This window comes from Paenibacillus sp. YSY-4.3, from assembly GCF_054767475.1.
Genome location: NZ_BAABMC010000001.1, coordinates 757338 through 774774 on the forward strand (window position 1 = coordinate 757338; position 17437 = coordinate 774774).

At 53.9% G+C, this 17437-nt stretch carries 16 protein-coding genes and 1 tRNA gene; 14 read left to right on the forward strand and 3 right to left on the reverse strand.

Annotation, left to right across the window (positions count from 1 at the left end):
• Positions 1 to 16: 16 nt before the first annotated feature.
• The 5 genes from ACYUJT_RS03495 to ACYUJT_RS03515 all read left to right on the forward strand — a co-directional run bounded on the left by ACYUJT_RS03495 (position 17) and on the right by ACYUJT_RS03515 (position 4637).
• Positions 17 to 835, forward strand: coding sequence for a GTP pyrophosphokinase (locus ACYUJT_RS03495; protein WP_460318850.1), 819 nt, complete (start codon positions 17 to 19; stop codon positions 833 to 835).
• The gene (locus tag ACYUJT_RS03500; RefSeq protein ID WP_460318851.1) at positions 822 to 1295 is read left to right on the forward strand and encodes a DUF309 domain-containing protein; all 474 of its coding nucleotides are present in this window, start codon (positions 822 to 824) and stop codon (positions 1293 to 1295) included. The genes ACYUJT_RS03495 and ACYUJT_RS03500 overlap by 14 nt, the downstream gene beginning before the upstream one ends.
• Before the next feature lie 164 nt (positions 1296 to 1459).
• Positions 1460 to 3037 (forward strand): RsmB/NOP family class I SAM-dependent RNA methyltransferase, encoded by a 1578-nt coding sequence (locus ACYUJT_RS03505; protein WP_460318852.1) that lies wholly within the window; start codon positions 1460 to 1462, stop codon positions 3035 to 3037.
• A gap of 5 nt (positions 3038 to 3042) precedes the next feature.
• Positions 3043 to 3795, forward strand: coding sequence for a pseudouridine synthase (locus ACYUJT_RS03510; RefSeq protein ID WP_460318853.1), 753 nt, complete (start codon positions 3043 to 3045; stop codon positions 3793 to 3795).
• Positions 3796 to 3821: 26 nt separating this feature from the next.
• Positions 3822 to 4637, forward strand: a complete 816-nt coding sequence (locus tag ACYUJT_RS03515) for a Cof-type HAD-IIB family hydrolase (RefSeq protein ID WP_460318854.1) — start codon at positions 3822 to 3824, stop codon at positions 4635 to 4637.
• Positions 4638 to 5048: 411 nt separating this feature from the next.
• Here the strand turns inward: ACYUJT_RS03515 and ACYUJT_RS03520 are convergent, their stop codons facing one another.
• Positions 5049 to 6506: an RsmB/NOP family class I SAM-dependent RNA methyltransferase gene (locus tag ACYUJT_RS03520; protein WP_460318855.1), complete on the reverse strand. Its 1458-nt coding sequence runs from the start codon at positions 6504 to 6506 to the stop codon at positions 5049 to 5051.
• A gap of 227 nt (positions 6507 to 6733) precedes the next feature.
• Between ACYUJT_RS03520 and ACYUJT_RS03525 the strand changes: the two genes are divergently transcribed.
• Genes ACYUJT_RS03525 through ACYUJT_RS03535 form a run of 3 tightly spaced genes read left to right on the forward strand, consistent with a single transcriptional unit; the run spans position 6734 to position 12491 of the window.
• Complete coding sequence (locus tag ACYUJT_RS03525; protein ID WP_460318856.1) at positions 6734 to 7867, forward strand: glycosyltransferase family 4 protein; 1134 nt, start codon at positions 6734 to 6736, stop codon at positions 7865 to 7867.
• Positions 7868 to 7878: 11 nt separating this feature from the next.
• Positions 7879 to 9201 (forward strand): metallophosphoesterase family protein, encoded by a 1323-nt coding sequence (locus ACYUJT_RS03530; protein WP_460318857.1) that lies wholly within the window; start codon positions 7879 to 7881, stop codon positions 9199 to 9201.
• Positions 9198 to 12491, forward strand: coding sequence for an AAA family ATPase (locus tag ACYUJT_RS03535; protein WP_460318858.1), 3294 nt, complete (start codon positions 9198 to 9200; stop codon positions 12489 to 12491). The genes ACYUJT_RS03530 and ACYUJT_RS03535 overlap by 4 nt, the downstream gene beginning before the upstream one ends.
• Here the strand turns inward: ACYUJT_RS03535 and ACYUJT_RS03540 are convergent.
• On the reverse strand, positions 12488 to 13525 hold the full coding sequence (locus ACYUJT_RS03540; RefSeq protein WP_460318859.1) for a YkvI family membrane protein: 1038 nt from the start codon (positions 13523 to 13525) through the stop codon (positions 12488 to 12490). The genes ACYUJT_RS03535 and ACYUJT_RS03540 overlap by 4 nt on opposite strands.
• 160 nt (positions 13526 to 13685) lie before the next feature.
• Between ACYUJT_RS03540 and ACYUJT_RS03545 the strand changes: the two genes are divergently transcribed.
• The 4 genes from ACYUJT_RS03545 (at position 13686) to ACYUJT_RS03560 (ending at position 15468) form a co-directional block, all read left to right on the forward strand.
• Positions 13686 to 14258, forward strand: a complete 573-nt coding sequence (locus ACYUJT_RS03545; protein ID WP_460318860.1) for a xanthine phosphoribosyltransferase — start codon at positions 13686 to 13688, stop codon at positions 14256 to 14258.
• An 85-nt stretch (positions 14259 to 14343) separates the two neighbouring features.
• The gene (locus ACYUJT_RS03550; RefSeq protein WP_460318861.1) at positions 14344 to 14682 is read left to right on the forward strand and encodes a hypothetical protein; all 339 of its coding nucleotides are present in this window, start codon (positions 14344 to 14346) and stop codon (positions 14680 to 14682) included.
• A 153-nt stretch (positions 14683 to 14835) separates the two neighbouring features.
• Positions 14836 to 15051: a hypothetical protein gene (locus tag ACYUJT_RS03555; protein WP_460318863.1), complete on the forward strand. Its 216-nt coding sequence runs from the start codon at positions 14836 to 14838 to the stop codon at positions 15049 to 15051.
• Positions 15052 to 15120: 69 nt separating this feature from the next.
• Complete coding sequence (locus tag ACYUJT_RS03560; protein WP_460318864.1) at positions 15121 to 15468, forward strand: carboxymuconolactone decarboxylase family protein; 348 nt, start codon at positions 15121 to 15123, stop codon at positions 15466 to 15468.
• Between the two features lie 113 nt (positions 15469 to 15581).
• Here the strand turns inward: ACYUJT_RS03560 and ACYUJT_RS03565 are convergent, their stop codons facing one another.
• Complete coding sequence (locus ACYUJT_RS03565; protein ID WP_460318866.1) at positions 15582 to 16487, reverse strand: hypothetical protein; 906 nt, start codon at positions 16485 to 16487, stop codon at positions 15582 to 15584.
• A gap of 250 nt (positions 16488 to 16737) precedes the next feature.
• Here ACYUJT_RS03565 and ACYUJT_RS03570 point away from each other — a divergent pair.
• Together ACYUJT_RS03570 and ACYUJT_RS03575 are read left to right on the forward strand one after the other, a co-directional pair.
• Positions 16738 to 16821: transfer RNA gene (locus tag ACYUJT_RS03570), tRNA-Leu, on the forward strand.
• 103 nt (positions 16822 to 16924) lie between these two features.
• Positions 16925 to 17161: a DUF3977 family protein gene (locus tag ACYUJT_RS03575; protein WP_460318867.1), complete on the forward strand. Its 237-nt coding sequence runs from the start codon at positions 16925 to 16927 to the stop codon at positions 17159 to 17161.
• The last annotated feature ends 276 nt before the right edge of the window (positions 17162 to 17437 follow it).

Consider the following 17437-nt stretch of genomic DNA (forward strand, 5'->3'; position numbering starts at 1 on the left):
CAGGAGGCACAGTGGAATGGATAGTAGAGACTGGGGAGCATTTTTGCTGCCATACGAGCAAACGGTCGAAGAGTTGAAGGTCAAGTTCAAAACGATGCGCTCCGAGCTCAAGAAGCTGGAGGAGTACGCCCCGATCGAATTTGTTACCGGAAGGGTTAAGAAAATATCAAGCATTCTCGATAAAGCCAAGCTACTGAACGTTCCGATGGATCAGCTGGAGCAGGGGATTGAGGATATTGCCGGCATTCGCATTATGTGCCAGTTCGTCGAGGACATTCGCAGAGTAGCTCAATATATTCGGGCCCGTAAGGATCTTAAGGTGATCTACGAGAAGGACTATATTACGAATTATAAGGAAAGCGGCTATCGCAGCTTTCATATGATTATCGAATATCCGGTCCAGACTGCCCTAGGACTCAAGAACGTGCTGGCGGAAATCCAGATTCGCACACTCGCCATGAACTTCTGGGCGACGATTGAGCACTCCTTGAATTACAAATATCGGGAGAGCCTGCCCGATGACATGCGCAGCAGGCTGAAGAAGGCTGCAGAGGCTGCTTTTGTTCTCGATAATGAAATGTCCAGCATTCGCGAGGAGATTCTGCTGGCGCAGAAGAGCTTCGAGGATGAGTCCAGCATCGTGAACCATCTATTGGGGGCGATCCATCAGCTCTATTTTTACCATCGGGTTACAGAGGCCATCGAGGCCCAGCAGCGTTTCAACGAGCTATGGGAAGCACGTGATATGGATGGGTTAAAGGACATGCATACCGAGGTCACGCAAAAAATCAAGACGGCCAAAAAAGCGTTGGAGCTCGACGATGACAACGTATGATCCTCTGTATGTAGCCTTCCTGATCTATTTCAACCGTGACCAGGATTACTTCGAATGCCATGAAGTTATGGAGGAACTGTGGCTGGAGCGGGATAAGGATCCGCTATATAAGGGGCTGCTGCAGGTTGCGGTCGGTCTGTACCATTTTCGCAATAGGAATGTGACCGGAGGGAGGAAAATGATGGAGTCCGCTGCACAGAGGCTCTGCCCTTATCCTCCGGATTCCCTCGGCATCAATCTTGGCAAGCTGCTTGACGAGACTAGGGCGTATGCCGCTCAGTTGGCGAATTATGAGCAATCCCCCTTTCCTTATTATGATTTGAAGATCGGAATACTGGATGAGCACTTATCGAAGCTTGTGAAGCAGGCATCATCGGAAATAAAACCCAACATTCCCCAGCGCAGGGGGCCTCAGCGAGGCGCCAAGCATGAGCTGAGGATGCAGGGCAAGACCAAGTGAATAATATGGCCCTTTCATGCGAAGTATGGTGTAAGGGCTTTTTTGTATTGTGGATTGCAGTTCGTCTGGTGAAGGCTGGACGGGGATGGCGTATTGCTTTACAATCTGATGATATTGGTATGTTACAATAGACATATTCTTAATAAGGATGGATGGTTCAATATATGGCAGTTCATGTACCGATGGCTTTTTTGGAAAAGATGCAGCTGCTGCTGGGCAGCGATTACGGCGCTTTTCTATCCTCTTATGACAATCCCCGTTACGTCGGTATTCGGGTCAACACGCTTAAAATAAGCGTTGAGTCGTTCCTTGACATTTCTCCGTTTGAACTGAAGCCAGTGCCCTGGTGCCCCACCGGATTCTACGTCAAGGAAGGCCTGAAGCCGGGAAAGCATCCGTATTATCATGCGGGGCTGTATTATATTCAAGAGCCCAGCGCGATGGCACCGGTGGAAATGCTTGATGTCACGCCCGGTCAGAGAGTGTTGGATTTATGCGCCGCACCCGGAGGCAAAACGACGCAAATTGCGGCCAAGCTGCAAGGGGAAGGCGTGCTAGTGGCCAACGACATACACGCGGACCGAACCAAGGCTCTGGCTAAAAATATCGAGCTGTACGGTGCCCGCAACGCCGTAGTGCTGAATGAGTCGCCGGAGCGTATAGCCGATTCCTTCCCGGCATATTTCGATAAAATTCTGATCGACGCCCCTTGCTCCGGAGAAGGCATGTTCCGCAAGGACGAGGATATGGCTCGGCAGTGGGAGGTTCACTCTACCTCTAAGTGCACCATGATGCAGAAGGACATCCTGAAATCCGCTGCGGCCATGCTGGCGCCGGGCGGCAGAATTGTGTATTCAACCTGTACATTTGCTCCTGAAGAAAATGAGGCGATGATCGCCTGGTTTCTGTGTCGGCATACGGATTTTGAGCTTGTTCCGCTGCCGAAGGAACCCGGCTTCTCGCCAGGTCGTCCGGAGTGGCTGTACCGGTTGAATGCGGAAGGCGGTGATGCAGCCTTCTCCTCGGAAGCCGCTAGCCTGACCGCTCAGTGCGGCAGGCTGTGGCCGCATCAGGTTGAAGGCGAGGGGCATTTCCTGGCCGTGCTGCAGCATAAGGGTCCTGCAGTAAGCCGGGAGGGTTTGGCCGAAGGAGTGGCTGGCGGGCAGCTATCCGTGTGCGGCAGAGAGCCGCAGGCAGACACTGGCAGCAAGGCAGGCAAAACGAACCGGAAGCATGCGGGCCATCATAGGGACAAGACATCCAAAGGTCGGGAGAATGCCGGAAAGGTGCCCGGCGAGCGGGAGCTTCTGGACTGCTGGCAGCAATTTACGAGCGAGCATTTGACCGCGAAGCTCCCTGGGCAGCCGCTGTTGTTCGGCGGCCATGTCTATTTGTCCCCGCTGATGAAGGAGCAGCTAGCCGGACTGAAGACCGTGCGCCCCGGTTGGTATGCCGGCACGGTGAAGAACGGCCGGTTTGCCCCGGGTCATCCGCTTGCGACGGCCTTATCGGCCGGGGAAGCAAACCGGGTATTGAATTTATCCCAAGAGAACAGCGAAGCCGTCAGGTATCTTAAAGGGGAAACCCTGAATGTCCCGGCATCAAGAATCGAATGCCGGGGTATCCAGGGTTTCCCTAAAGGATACGTGCTGGTCTGCGTTGACGGCGTATCGCTAGGTTGGGGGAAATGGCTAGACGGGATGCTCAAGAACGAATATCCCGCAGGGTGGAGGTGGACATAGGAAACGTGAGCAAAGGCAAGAAAACGCAAAGGTTGGATAAAATACTCGGCCATCTCGGTTATGGCTCGAGATCGGATATCAAGAAGATGGTGAAGCAGGGCAGAGTCATGCTAAACGGAGTTGTTCTCAAGGATAGCGGTATTCAGGCCAATCCTTACGAGGACAGCATCAATGTAGACGGGGAGGGTATCCAGTACCGCGAGTTCGTTTATTTGATGCTGAATAAGCCGCAAGGCGTCATATCCGCGACGGAGGATTACCGGGAGCGAACGGTGCTGGATTTGATTCCGGCGGAGCTGCGCGTGTTCGATCCTTTTCCGGTGGGACGTCTGGATAAGGATACGGAAGGTTTTCTGCTGCTGACCAATGACGGACAGCTGGCCCATGATCTGTTGTCGCCGCGCAAGCATGTGCCGAAGACGTACGAGGCTCATGTGCTCGGAGAGATCGGGGAGCGGGAAATCGCGCTGTTCCGCGAAGGGGTTACATTGGATGACGGCTACGTCGCCTTGCCGGCAGAGCTGGAGGTGCTGGAGCATGAGCGCCTGGAAGAGGGCATGATGTCCCGCATCCGGTTGACCATTTCCGAGGGAAAGTTCCATCAGGTGAAGCGGATGTTCATGGCCGCAGGGTCGAAGGTCGAATATTTGAAGCGTATAAGCATGGGACCGCTCAAGCTCGATGATTCCTTAGTACTCGGTTCGTACCGGGAGCTGACAGAGGCCGAGGTGGAAATGCTCAAGATGTACAAGAAATAGTATAGATAAACAAAGGAGACATGGAGATGAGATACAAACTGATCGCTTTGGACGTAGACGGTACATTGTTGAACGATGATCACGAACTGACGCCTGGAACGGCGGAGACGATCAAGAAAATTGCGGAGCAGGGCACGGAATTCGTTCTCTGCACCGGCCGTGCTCCGGGGAACTCTATACCGTTCATGAAGCAAATGGGTCTGCGTGGTTATGTCATTACACATAACGGGGCGGCAACGGTCAACATTGAAACCTTGGAGATCGTCCATGAGTTCGAGATCAGCCCGCTGGCTCTGACTCCTTATTTGGACTACTGCCGGGATAACGGCGTCCACTTTGACGTGAACACGACTTTCGCGCTTTATGTTCAAGGTGCAGCCGGCCTTAGCCAGGAGGCGCTCGATATGTACAAACAGTACATGATGGTGCCTAAGGAGCTGCCGCGTTGGGCCGATCTAAGCGAGCCCATCGTGAAAGTGACCGTGACCGGCCAAAAGGAACAGATGGATAAAGTGTATGCCGACTGGAGCAAGTGGGATAACTCGGAATTTAATGTTCTGCGCAGCGGCGACTTCTTCATTGACATCACCCACAAAGATTCCTCCAAAGGCGCTGCCTTGCGGAAATTGGCGGAGAAGCGGGGGATTCCGGCGGAGAACGTCATGGCTGTCGGCAATTATTACAACGATATTTCGATGCTTACCTATGCCGGGCTCAGCATCGCAATGGACAACTCGCCGCTGGAGGTTAAGGCGGCTGCTAAAGCGGTCACGGCTTCGAACAACGAGGAGGGCGTGAAGCTGGCGCTTGAGCAATACTGCTTCGAGGAATCTCTGCGTTAAGTTTGACAAGTTTCGGCCGCCGGCTGACGCTGTGCAAGTGAAAAGGGGCTGTCCCAAAAGTCATCTTAGATGACTGTGGGGCGGCCCTTTCTTTCTGAAAGCTTTCCGTTTCTCTAGAATCCATTTTTTCCCTTAAATAAACTGTCGGACACTAAATGGAATTCATGTATCTAATTATGCTCTAAACTAATGAAAAAGAGGATTAGGTGGATTTAATGCAGTTAAAATCAAGAATTTAGCCTATAATGGCCATCTCTCTTCTTCTAACGGCATGAAATACATTTAAATCAACATTTCCTTCTTGGCCGCAGAAACTAACTACTATTAATCCATTTAGATATGTTGAACTATTAGAATGGGTGAAGGCCGCGGGATAGTGGCATTAGTCCACAGTCTACTGAGAGTAGCAGGTTACACCGACAGCTGGCGCAGCCCCTTCGGCAGATGGTTCTTAAGCTGGCCGCCGCTCGCTTTGCCCCAGCCGAGCGGGAAGCTGTCTCCATCGCATTCCACCGTAACGAGGCACCAGCCGCGGTAATTACCAGGAACCGCCAAAGTGTCCCCGTGCAAATAAGCAGCCAGTTCAGGCGAGTCCGGATTCAGCGTCCAGGTAAGAGCGGCATCGCTAGGGGTTATGGCCATGGCCAGTGCGTGAGCAGGCTGGAAGCGCCCTTTTTTGTACTCTCCCAAATGGAGGCCAGCACGAGGGATTTTCAGGCCAGCAAGGCTATCAGGGGATAATTGCAAACCTGAGCTGGACGGCAGCAAATACAAGGATTCCCCGAATGAAATCGGCATTCCTTCGCTATCCCCGAGCAGTGCGCCGAGGCCGGGAAGCTCGCTTCTCGCCCAGTCGGTGAAAGCCTCATACGCGGCCGCCGTATTCTTCCCAGCGCTATCTCCTTCGCTGTGTTTTTTGCCGCGCGGTTTGCTCTTGGCACGAATTTTATCCGGTTCGGAGCGGAATGTTGGAGAGGAAGCCGGTATCGCTCCTGTATCTACGTCAACCTCGCTCTTGCGCTGCAGCAATGCGACGTAATGCCCTTCGCCTTTTTGCCGATGCGGCCAAATCCGTTTCTCCTCCACCAGCGTCATGTCGGGATAATGCGCGAGCAGCCGTGCGACGGTCTCTTCGTTCTCCTGCTGGTTGAAGGTGCAGGTCGAGTAGGCGAGCCGGCCTCCAGGCTTAAGCATCGCAACGGCATCCTGCAGAATGTCCCATTGCCTTGCCGCGCAAAATTCCACGGATTGCTCCGACCATTCGGAAACCGCACTCGGGTCCTTGCGGAACATGCCTTCGCCGGAGCACGGTGCATCGAGCATGATCCGGTCAAAGGCGAGCGGGAAGCGTGCGGACAGCTCGCCCGGAGTCGCCTGCGTAACGACCGCGTTGCGTACGCCGAAGCGCTCGACGTTCTCCGCTAATATTTTCGCGCGCTGGGGGTGGATTTCGTTGCTGATGAGCAGGCCTTTGCCGCCCATTCTCATCGCGATTTGCGTCGTCTTGCCTCCTGGGGCAGCCGCCAGATCCAGCACGGTCTCCCCGGGCTGAGGGTCCAGCAGCTCGACGGCAGACATCGCGGACGGTTCTTGAATATAATATAATCCCGCGGCATGGTAAGCATGCTTGCCTGGGCGGTTATCCTCATCGTAATAATAGCCTTCCTCGCACCAAGGGATGCCCTCCAGTTCGAAGCGCTGCTTGATGGCGCGCTCTGCCGCTGATCCGGGCTTGATTTTCAGCGTGTTGATCCTCAGTCCGTATGTTCGGGGCATCGCATAGCTGTTAAGGAACGTTTGCCCATCTTCCTCTCCGAGCATCGAAATCATGCGTTCACGGAAGCATTCCGGCAATGCAGTTATGGACATAAGCTTCTGAAAACTCCTTTTTTTTGGTATAAAAATGTACTTCGGAAATTTTACCACAAGGGGATTTGATCTAAAAAGGGGAATGGATGTTCCTTCTTTATTGTGTCATAATTGAAGGAGCGTTGACTTTATTATGGTATCAGAAAGTACGTCGATCGACGTTTTTCATTAGCGTTATTATGAGGAAAAATATACTAGAGAATACAAGTATGAAAAGGAGAGCGAGTATGAAACTGCTGCAGGCCTTATTCTTCCCTCCAGAGCAGCCTGGGGGCGTATCTTCGATGATTCCCTACCTGCAAGACAAGTTCGAGCCTCCCGAATGGGACATAGAGCTGTTCTCCCTGCCGAAGCGGATCCGGGGCAAGGGAACGGATGAAATCAAGTTCTATACCTTTGACTGGCGCCAGTACGAGCACAGCACGATCGTTCAGAAATATATGCAAACCTATCGCGACTATCTGTGGTGGACCAAGCTGCGGCTGCAGCAGTCCTACGATTTGATTCATGCGCATCATCCGATCGCCGGGCTAGCGATGAAGGAGGTCTACCCGGACACGCCCGTCATCCAGAGCATTCACTCGAGTTACGAGCGGGAGCTGATTCTGAACAGGAAAATCAAAGAGGGCGGGCCGGAGCATCGCTTCCTCTGTTCGTTATACAAGGAGCTGGAGCATCGGGCTGACCGGATGTTTACGGTATCGGAATCTTTTCGCGGATATTTGTCTCCCCACGTCGACCATCCCGAGCAGATCGGGGTCATTCACAACGGATTCGATAATAAGAGATTCAAGCCTATTCCACATCATAATGATGTTGTGCAACTGGTGACCGTCTGCCGGCTTGTGCCCGCGAAAGGGCTGGATGTGCTGCTGCGGGCCTGCGCCGAGCTGAAAAAGCGTGGACTCGCTTATGTGCTGCATATTATCGGCGATGGTCCGATCCGCGAGGAGCTGGAGCAGCTGGCTGCGGAATTGGGAATTTACGATGAAACGATTTTTTACGGCTATACCCTTCATCCTGAGGAATTTATGCCGTTCTTCGATATTTTTGTGCTGCCGTCGCGGGCAGAGGCTTTCGGCTCGGTGTTTGCCGAGGCCGCTTTGTGCAATTTGGCGCTGGTAGGAACGGAGATCGGCGGGATTGCCGAGCAAATCGAACATGGCGTCAATGGCCTGCTCGTTCATACCGGGGATCACTCGGCGCTGGCCGGGGCTTTGGAGAAGCTCATTACCGATGAGGATTATCGTACACGGCTCGCCGATGCAGGGCTGGATAAAGCCAAGAACTGCTATTCGCTGGACAGGGTTGTGGATGAGCTAAAAAATATTTATTTGCAATATAAGCAATCAAGCGAGTGAGTGAGGGGTATATGATTCCATTTCGATTCATTCATGCAGCAGACCTGCATCTAGATAGTCCCTTTGCGGGCATGTCCGGCATCCCGGATGTGCTGCGCGGACAATTGCAGGAGTCTACGTTCGCCGCTTTAGATCATTTGATAGAGCTGGCGATTGCCGAGGAGGCGGACTTCCTCGTCGTGAGCGGGGACGTATACGACGCTTCCGATTCATCGCTGCGGGCGCAGCTGCGGTTGCGGGAAGCCTGGGATCGGCTTGGCCGCCATGGCATTCCGGTCTATGTCATCCATGGCAACCATGACCCGCTGAACGCGGGCAGGCTCCGTCTGGCGCATCCCGAGCATGTCACGGTGTTCGGGCCTGTGGCGGAGAGCGTGACAGCGCGGCGGCGCAGCGATGGCCAGCCTGTAGCGGTCGTCAGCGGCATATCGTATCCAACCGCTGCGGTGACGGAGAATACGTCATTGCAATTTCGCAGAGCCCCGTCGTCCGACCTGTTTCATATCGGGCTGCTGCATGCCAATGTGGACGGGCAGGAGGGGCATGATGCCTATTCTCCTTGCTCGCTCCGGGATTTACAGCAAAGCGGGTACGATTATTGGGCGCTGGGCCATATTCATAAGCGCCAAATTCTGCATGAGTCTCCCTGGATTGTCTATCCGGGCAATTTGCAAGGACGCAGCATGAAGGAGACCGGCCCGAAGGGTTGCTATGTCGTGGATGTTGATGAGCATGGAGGGGCCAAACTGGACTTCCGGGCGCTCGACCATGTTCGCTGGCTGGAGGCGGAGCTGTCCATCGCTGGCCTAAGCAGCGAGGAGCAATTGCGGGATTTGGCCGAAGAGCTGCTGGAGGAGCTGAGGGAGCAATCCGCAGGGAGGCTCCAGGTTGTGCGTCTCATCTTGACCGGCAGGGGGACTCTGCACGGCATGCTGCAAACGGGAACCGAGGGGGAGGAGCTGCTTCAGGAATTGCGGCGCAGGGAAAGCCGGCGTCTTGAGGGCGAAGGGCAGAGAGTTGACCCGGCCGGTTCCATCGTTTGGCCGGCGGGTTTGAAAATAAAGACGGGAGCAGAGGCAGACCTCGTGGCAATGAAGCAGGAGGACAGCTTTCTTGGCGAGCTGCTGCGTATGACGGACTTGGCAGAGCGGGAGGAAGAACTGCTGGAGCAGATCGTGGGTTCCGCTCTTGCTTCGGTGGCCGAGGACCGCAGGCTTCGCCGTCTTGTTCGTGAGCTTGAGGCTGAAGAGAAGGCGGAGCTTGTCCGCCAAGCGGCGGAGATGGCGGTCAGTCTGCTGACCGAACAAGAGGCGAAGGGAGGTGCCCAGCGATGAGGCTGGACAAGCTGCAGGTAAGCGGGTTTGGACATTTAAGCGGCCTGGAGCTGGACCTGCAGGGGCCGGTCACCATCCTGTATGGACCGAATGAGGCGGGCAAAAGCACATTACTGGGCTTCGTGCGGGCCATGCTGTTTGGCATCCCCTCGCGGACGTATGGACCTCTCCGGTATGAGCCGACCCGTGGCGGCGCCCATGGCGGTCAGTTGATCCTCACTGGCGAGGAAGGCGATCACTGGACCATCGAGCGTTACTCGCAGCAAGGAGACGGCAGGACGGCGGGCTCGCGGGGCGAGCGGTTGCGGATTACGCGAACCGATTCCGAGGGCAGGCTGTTTGAAGCGGCGCAGGAAGAAATGCAGCGCGAATTATTGGGTGGCATGTCCAGCGATATGTTCAAGCAGTTGTTTGCCATCTCGCTGACCGAGCTGCAGGAAGTAGCCGCGCTTCAGTCGGAGGAGCTGAGCCGCTTCCTGTTCCATGCGGGAATCGGCGGCGGGGCGGCCGTACTTCGTGGGGAGAAGAAGCTGAGTCAGGAGATGGACAAGCTCTATAGGCCCCGCGGGCGCACGCAGGAGATGGCTCAGCTGCTGCAAGGCTATGAGCGTCTGGCTCAGGAGGCCGAGGCCGCAAGAAAGCTGCTGCCGCGCTACAATGAGGCGATCGCCGAGCTGGAGCGGGTCAGGAGCGAGCTGGCTGTCTGCGAAGAGGAGCGCGGGACTTGCAGTCGCGAGCTGGCGAAGCTGAGCAAAGCGTCGCTGATCCGCCAGGATTGGCTCACCCGCGAGAGGCTTCGTGTTGAGCTGCAGGCTCTGCCCGAGTACGAGACATTCCCCGAGGAGGGCTCGGCGCGCTGGAATGCGATGCAGGAGGAGAAGGAGCGGCTGCTGCTCGATCAGGCTGAGCTGAGGCGTAAGATTGAGGCAATGACTGCAGAAATCAGCATGCTTACACCGAATCTGGCACTGCTGGCTAAGGCGGAGGCTGTGCGGGCTCTGCAGGGGCAATTGACGGGGTATGAGGCGCGCAAGACAGAAATCGCTGAGCTGCAGGCGGAGTTTCGCATGCTGCGCCAGCGTCTTGCCGATGAATGTCTTCGCAGCATCGATGCGCATTGGACGGAGGCGGAGCTTACATCGTTCGCCGGAACGGTGGGCGAGCGGGAAGCCGTCCGTCAATTTGGCACGCGCTTTGCTGTCTACGAGAAAGAGATGGAGCTCATGCACAGCGAGCAGCATAAGCTTTCGCAGGAGGCTGCTGCGGCGAAGGAGGCTTATTCGGCGGCGATGTCCCGCCTGGAAGAGAGTGCGGAAGCGGGCCGGCGAGAATTTGCCATGCTCGTGCCGAAGCGTCCTGCCGAAATTCGGCAGGCGTGGAGCGAGTTAAGCCGGGAGCTGGAGCGCTGGCATGAAGATGCCTCATCCCGGCTGTGGGAGACGCGGGCCAAGGAAGCCGAGGCTTTAGCCGGGCAGCGGGTTCATGGACTGTACCGCAAGCTGCTGATAGGCAGTGCTGCTTTAACGGTAACTGTCCCCGGGGTGATCTGGCTGTCCTCCCGCTCGGTATGGGGGCTGCTTGCGGCTTTTGTGCTTTTTGCCGGACTTGATATGTACTTATGGCTAGGCATAAGCCGGACAGCTCACTCGAATCGCCGAGGCGGAGCCCGCCGCTATCCCGGGGAGGATGACTCTTCACGGGCTGAAGCCAGGCTTCGCGCCCTGCTGGACAGGCTTGTCTCCGATCCGTTGGCAGCGGCTGGGCGCACGGATGGGGCTGCTTCGCCACTGCATCCCGAGGAGTGGGATCGCCGCGAGCGGGAGCTGCGCCAACTGATGGAGCGCTGGCAGCTATGGGAACAGCGGCATGCCGCGCTTGGAGAGGACATCGCTCTGCTTCGCCAGCGGGCTGCTGCCGCGCTGGACCGTTGTGAGCATTCGGAGCGGGAGCTGGCCAAGCGGGAAGCCGGTTTCGGGGAGCTGGCCCGGGAATGGGAGCTATGGCTGCGGGAGCGCAAGCTATCGGCCGAGCTGTCCCCTGAGGCAGCGCTTGACGTGTTCCGCCTTGCCCAGCAAGGCAGGGAGTGGCAGAATCGGCTCGAGCAGCTGACAGTAAGATCGGCCATGCTATCGGCAGCGAATGAGGCTTACGAACATGAGGTGAAGGCGATAGGCAGCGATTTGGACCGCGATGCGGCGGCGCAGGCAGAGGTAGTTGATTCCGACAAGGACTCAGGTACTGCCCCGTCCAGCCATACATTCAACACGAGCTCCTTGCCTGAATTTGCGGATCTGCAGAAGGCTTCGTTAGGCAGAGTGGTCATCGAAGCGGTTTCTCAGCTTTCAGTTGCGGAGAAAATTTACGCCCAGCGCGAGCTGCTCACCTCCAAGCTCGAGACGCTCGCGGAAGAGCTGGAGCGGCTGAATGATCGCCTGAGCCGGATCGAAATCCGGGAGCAGGCGCTGCTGAAGGAAGGGAATGCGGCGAACGGGGAGGAATTTCTGCGCCGCAGCGCAGAGGCCAGCCGCCGCGCTGAGCTGGAGAGAGAAATCCGGCAGCTGGAAACGGTTATGTTCTCCGGGCTTGCTACCGATCAGCAAAGCCAGCTCGAAGCACTGCTTAGAAGCTGCTCAGAGGAAGAGCTGCAGGAACGTCTGCTGGCGGTGGAAGAGGCGGCGGCAGCGAAGGAAAAGAGCTGGCGGGAGCTGCAGGAGCGCAGGGGGCGCCTGCTGCAGGAGCAGGAGGCGTTGGAGCGGCGAGGCAGGCAGGAGGATGTTAGCCAGAAGCTTGCGGATCAGCAAGCTGCGCTCCGCGATGCGCTAGATCTATATGCGGTAAGGGCTGTATGTCAGGAGTTGATATCCCGGGCGCGGCGCGTATATGAAGAGGAGCGTCAGCCTGAGGTGCTGCGGTTGGCATCTGCTTATTTGCGAAAGATGACGAACGGGCGGTATGAGCGCATCGTTCTCAAGATGGGCAGTCAGGAGCTGCAGGCCGAACATCGCGACCATGGAGCGATAGGCAGCGCAGCGCTAAGCCGGGGGACGGCGGAGCAGCTGTATTTGTCCATGCGCCTGGCGCTTGCCGAAGCGGTCTCCCATCATCGCAGCATTCCGATTCTGTTGGATGATCTATTCGTTAATTTTGATGCGGAGCGTCTGCAAGGAGTTATTGCGGTTCTCAAGGAGATTGCCTGCAAACACCAGATTATTATGATGACCTGCCACTCCCATGTTGTTCAGGGCATTCAGGCACAAATCCCCGAAGCACAAATCGTGAATATGGGCTAGCCCTGCTTTCGTTTATAGACGGCAAGCGCGTAGATCCAGAGCAGGGAAAAGACGCCGAAGGCCGGGTAAAGCACGGATACAAGCGAGCTGAATCCGAATTGGCTCGTTACATAGCAAATCATGAGCACGGCGATGGAAATGAGGTAAGGGCGAACCTGCAAATGCTGCCTGAGCTGAAGGGTTACGCCGTAAACGTCGGCCACGAAGGTGCTGAATATTTCCATGAAAATCAACAGGATGTAAATGAGTTGGACGGCGCTGCCCAATTGTGCGGCAATGCTGCCCATCGGCACTTCGTACTGGTTAATTCCCGGCATGTAGGCCGATAACGCAAAATGGGCCGCCATCAGCATGAAGCCGATTCCGGCGCCGCCAACAATTCCTCCCCATATAATCGTGCGCCGATCCGAGGTGTGTCCTCCGATCGGAACGAGCACGGCTTGGGCCATGGAGAGATTGAAGGCGGTATATAACAAGGGAGAGGCCCAGGCCATGAACCAGCCTTTATCGGTAGTCAGGGTGACAAAGCGCATAGCAGTCGGCGAGATTGCCGTCGAAGCGATAATGGCCATAGAGAGGAACAGCATCATGGGTACGACGATGGTGTTGAGCTGCATGACGCCTTCGATCCCTTTTCTGAGCAGCACAAAGGTTCCAATCAGGGTAAACCAGAGGCCGATTTGGTAGTTCAGCCCAAGGTGCTCCACGAACACGGATCCTGCTCCAGCTAGCATGACGCTGTTGACTCCGATCAAGACGATCATGGTAAAAAAGCTAAGCCACCGGCCGAAGCCGTCCCCGAACAGGTGGCGGTTTAAATCTTCATAGGAAGTAGCCTTGATGGATTGGGCTAGCAGCATCATTTTTGCGCCCAGCCACATGAACAGAAACGTCGCCAGCAGGATCGTCAGCACAGCCCATTTTCCATACTGGGTAAAGAACTGCAATATTTCGCGGCCGGTGGCAAAACCGGCGCCCACGACGGTACCGACATAAGTGAAGGCGATTTTAAGTACATTCAAGGCATTTTTCATAGTTTTCCCCCTGGCTGATGTGCTATATATAGTACAAGGTATGTTGCAGGGGAATGGGACATGACTAATCTTGTCCGGCCGCCTTTAGCAAATCCCCGCTTGAAGCGAAGGAATGAATGTGTTAATTTGTTACAAACGAGATGACCCGGGAGGAAATAGTATGGAGAAGTTAAAACAACGGATTGCCGAGGAAGGCGTTATCGTCTCGGAGCAGGTACTTAAGCTGGACGCTCTGCTCAATCACCAAGTCGATCCCAAGCTGACGATGGAAATGGGCAAGGAATTCGCCAGACGTTTCAAGGAGGATAACGTTACTCGCGTAGTTACGGTGGAATCGTCCGGGATCGCTGTAGCGTTTGCTGCCGCCTACGAGCTTGGGGTTCCTCTGGTATTCGCACGGCGGAAAAAGACGCTGCTTGCCGAGAGTAATATGCTCTGTGAGCGGGTCCCCTCGTTTACGAAAGGAATTGTGACGGACATTCTGATCTCGCGTGATTTCATTTCGGAAAATGATCGTATTCTGTTTATCGATGACATTATTGCGAACGGCGATGCCGCACGGGGGCTGATCAAAATTATTCAGCGAGCCGGCGCCGAGCTGGTTGGAGCGGGGATCGTCGTCGAGAAAACGTTCCAGTCTGGCGGCAAAGCGATTCGCGAGCAGGGAATTCGGCTGGAATCGCTCGTGCAGATCGTCTCGCTTGAGGGCGGCAAAATCACTTTTGCCGAATAAATAATTGTACCAATTTTGCAACAATCCTTTGCAGGTCTTCTTTTTTTCGATATAATGGGAGCACTAGGGAGAGGAGGCAAACACGATGGGGGATCAAAATCAATCTGTTGTAGACGCGAATTTCTTTATTTCTAAATTGTCTGATGCCAAGGTTATATTTGAACGTGCCCTGGATTGTAAACATACGGAATTTGACGACCTTTATCCCTATATGCTTGAGCATCCCCAGTTCTTCTGGTACAAACGCTATGTGGCCTGGTCTCAGCTTCTGACGATCGCAGGTCTGTGCGAGGAGCTGTCCATAACATGGAAGGATCAGTTCAGCCCGCAGCAGGTGGCTTATCTAGAGCAGCGGGTAATGTCGGCGAAAGTACTTGATTTCTGGTTTGAGAAGAACGACAGCCGGGAGCATGCACAGCGTTAATTAGGGATAATTTGCTGGTTTGTTCGTAGCTTGGTCATAAGGTGAACGATATAGTGAGACTCCGCCATTGCTGCGGGGTCTTTTTCTGCGTTTAATTTTTTTTATAGGTCTTGTATGGTTGTGATAAGATAGAAAGAAGGAGGTGATTGTCCCGTGATTTCGGATGAACAATTGGACGCTTACCGAGTATCTGGCGAGAAAGTGCGAGTCGTGCGGGATGCCATACCGGAGAATGACATTCGGGGCATCGTCGTGGCTTGGGACGACACGCATGTGCTGATTCGCAGGCCAAATCGCAATGTCGTCAAGCTGGATCGGAGCTATATCATTCAACCTTCCCGCGAACCGCGAATTTCCCCGGAGGGATAGCATATTTTTGACCGGACGGGACACCGTAGTAAGTGAAACTTTACTTTACTGAGGAAAGGATGTCCGTCCATGTCGCTGGTGAGCGATAAAATAGGCGCATACAAGCAGGAAATCCACCGTTACGGCGAGACGATGCCCGGAGTGACGGAGACGTATCACGCTTTTACGGGCGAGTGTTTTGCGGATGGCGCGCTCGATGCCAAGACGAAGCAGTTGATCGCCATAGGCATTGCGTTGTCCATGAATCAAGAAATTTGCACGTTGTATCATGTCAATGAGGCGCGAGCTAAGGGAGCGTCCGACGAGGAGATATTGGAGACCGTCGCCGTAACTTCTGCTGCGCTCGCAGGTAATGCCCTGTCGCAGGGAGTCACCCGTGTGCAGCAGGCTTTGGCGGCAGAATCAGCGCTCCAGTAGCGCGAGGGTCTGGTTAAAGCGCGCGTTGTAATTCAATCAGCTGTCCTTGAGGCTTTGGAAGCCCCGAGGACAGCTTTTTTACAGGGCTAAGCTTGGGGAGAGGCCAGCTTGGATTATGAGGCGACGTTCTTATTTCCGGCCTTCTGCCAATATGCCGGCGATAGTATGTGTTTGGCTTGGTATAGCACAATTGCACCGATAATTATCGTGATGATAAAGCAGCCGCAGGCTAGCAGAGGAAGCCAGGACCATTCCCAAATGGACTTTCCAATTGCGGTCTGCCATCCGATAAATAGGACTCCTAGAAAGTAAAGGATGCCAGCAAGATGAATGACTCTGCGTCGCACTGCTGTAGTTATTGTGGAGTGTTCAGTTAACCAAGCGATAAGCGGAAGAACCTGAAGGCCATGGAAACCGAGACCGTGTAGCCATATTATATTTCCTTCAAGCCCTGTAAACCGGCTTTGATTGACGGAAATCCAAATGCCTGCTGCAAAGGAAAGCATCGTGGCAAGCAGCGCGTATCGGATCGCCAGTACGATGTCTGGACGGGTTTGCGCCGCTTTTTTGCGAAAGAAGGGGATGGAGAAGGAGATATAGACGATAACGAGCAGGAGCGCGATCAGGCCAAAGCCGTTGGCGACGAAATGGTCAAAGAAGGAACCAGCATTGACAAAACGCGGATTGACGCCGCGAAAATTTTGGATGGTCTCTGCTCCATAAGAATATAGTGCTAGGATAACGAAGGCCCAGCGAAAGAACGTCCGTTTGTTGGAGCTCATTCCGGAAAGAGGGCTAATCGCCGCGGTAGAAATTAGAAAAATACCTAATGCGGCATCAAAGGATATGGCTCTGGAGACATCGCCGTTTGGTGATGTTGCGCCTCCATACAGCAATACCCAAATACCGCAAGCTGCTGCCAGCGCAAATCCTAGTAGACCGATGCAGACAAGTACCCACTCACCTTCGAATAATTTTACGGTAGTACTTTTGTTGAAGCTGGTTAATTTTTGATTCATCATTCAACCTCCAGACCATAGTTATTTCTCACTGTAAAGGAAGGCAAGATAAGGCTGCATCAGTCCGAGGTATTATTTTCCAACTGGTCTAGGGGATGAGGGGCAAGCTATTAGAAGCCTGGAAATAGCGGCAGATTTAAGCCTTGCAACCTGGTCATAAAAGTATAAAAAAGGTTGTTGACTCTCTTAGTTCAGCGTGATATTATATATCTTGTCGCTGCGGAGAACACTCTCCAAGACAAGACAACATGCGGTCGTGGCGGAATTGGCAGACGCGCACGGTTCAGGTCCGTGTGGGCTTACCCCCGTGGAGGTTCGAGTCCTCTCGACCGCATCAAGTTATACACAGAAGGTTTCTGATTTGCTTATCTGAGCAGATTGGGAACCTTTTTTGTTATACAAGAGAATCAATTAAACATGAAAAGAGGTGCCTCTTTTTGAGATTTATTGAAGTTGGAATAGGAAACAAGTGGCTCATTAGGACGGAAACAGAATTAAGTGATGGCACGGAATTTGAAGAAAAAGGAATAGTCCGACCTATAAAGTTCCAATCAGCATACATACGAATTTGGATACGAAAAACTGTACTAATTTTTGATTTGAAACAAGGTTTAAAAGTGACCAAAAAGAACCGAAACGAATTTAAAATCATTTTTGGCATAGTAAGCCTTTAAGTTTACCTATAATAACAATATTTGCGAAAACAGCTTTAATAAAAACTCCTTATGTAAATATACATATACGGAGGGGTTTGAAGTCCATGTAAAGCTGTAGCCCATACTTTAATTTCTCCTAAACTATTTGGAAAGTGATATACTCCACCTAAAATTTTTACAGAAAATTCTTGTTTGTTATAATACATGGTACAAAAGCATGCGAGGAGATGTTCATAACAAGTGGTGAATGACGAGAGCAGCATCCGGGCGGCTGTACTTATGTGCTGCGCACCA

Coding starts and splice junctions, on each gene's coding strand:
- ACYUJT_RS03515 (WP_460318854.1), top strand. CDS start 3,822: ATGAGATACAAACTGATCGCTTTGGACGTAGACGGTACATTGTTGAAC.
- ACYUJT_RS03545 (WP_460318860.1), top strand. CDS start 13,686: ATGGAGAAGTTAAAACAACGGATTGCCGAGGAAGGCGTTATCGTCTCG.
- ACYUJT_RS03520 (WP_460318855.1), bottom strand. CDS start 6,506: ATGTCCATAACTGCATTGCCGGAATGCTTCCGTGAACGCATGATTTCG.
- ACYUJT_RS03505 (WP_460318852.1), top strand. CDS start 1,460: ATGGCAGTTCATGTACCGATGGCTTTTTTGGAAAAGATGCAGCTGCTG.
- ACYUJT_RS03550 (WP_460318861.1), top strand. CDS start 14,344: ATGGGGGATCAAAATCAATCTGTTGTAGACGCGAATTTCTTTATTTCT.
- ACYUJT_RS03530 (WP_460318857.1), top strand. CDS start 7,879: ATGATTCCATTTCGATTCATTCATGCAGCAGACCTGCATCTAGATAGT.
- ACYUJT_RS03495 (WP_460318850.1), top strand. CDS start 17: ATGGATAGTAGAGACTGGGGAGCATTTTTGCTGCCATACGAGCAAACG.
- ACYUJT_RS03535 (WP_460318858.1), top strand. CDS start 9,198: ATGAGGCTGGACAAGCTGCAGGTAAGCGGGTTTGGACATTTAAGCGGC.
- ACYUJT_RS03525 (WP_460318856.1), top strand. CDS start 6,734: ATGAAACTGCTGCAGGCCTTATTCTTCCCTCCAGAGCAGCCTGGGGGC.
- ACYUJT_RS03565 (WP_460318866.1), bottom strand. CDS start 16,487: ATGAATCAAAAATTAACCAGCTTCAACAAAAGTACTACCGTAAAATTA.
- ACYUJT_RS03560 (WP_460318864.1), top strand. CDS start 15,121: ATGTCGCTGGTGAGCGATAAAATAGGCGCATACAAGCAGGAAATCCAC.
- ACYUJT_RS03500 (WP_460318851.1), top strand. CDS start 822: ATGACAACGTATGATCCTCTGTATGTAGCCTTCCTGATCTATTTCAAC.
- ACYUJT_RS03540 (WP_460318859.1), bottom strand. CDS start 13,525: ATGAAAAATGCCTTGAATGTACTTAAAATCGCCTTCACTTATGTCGGT.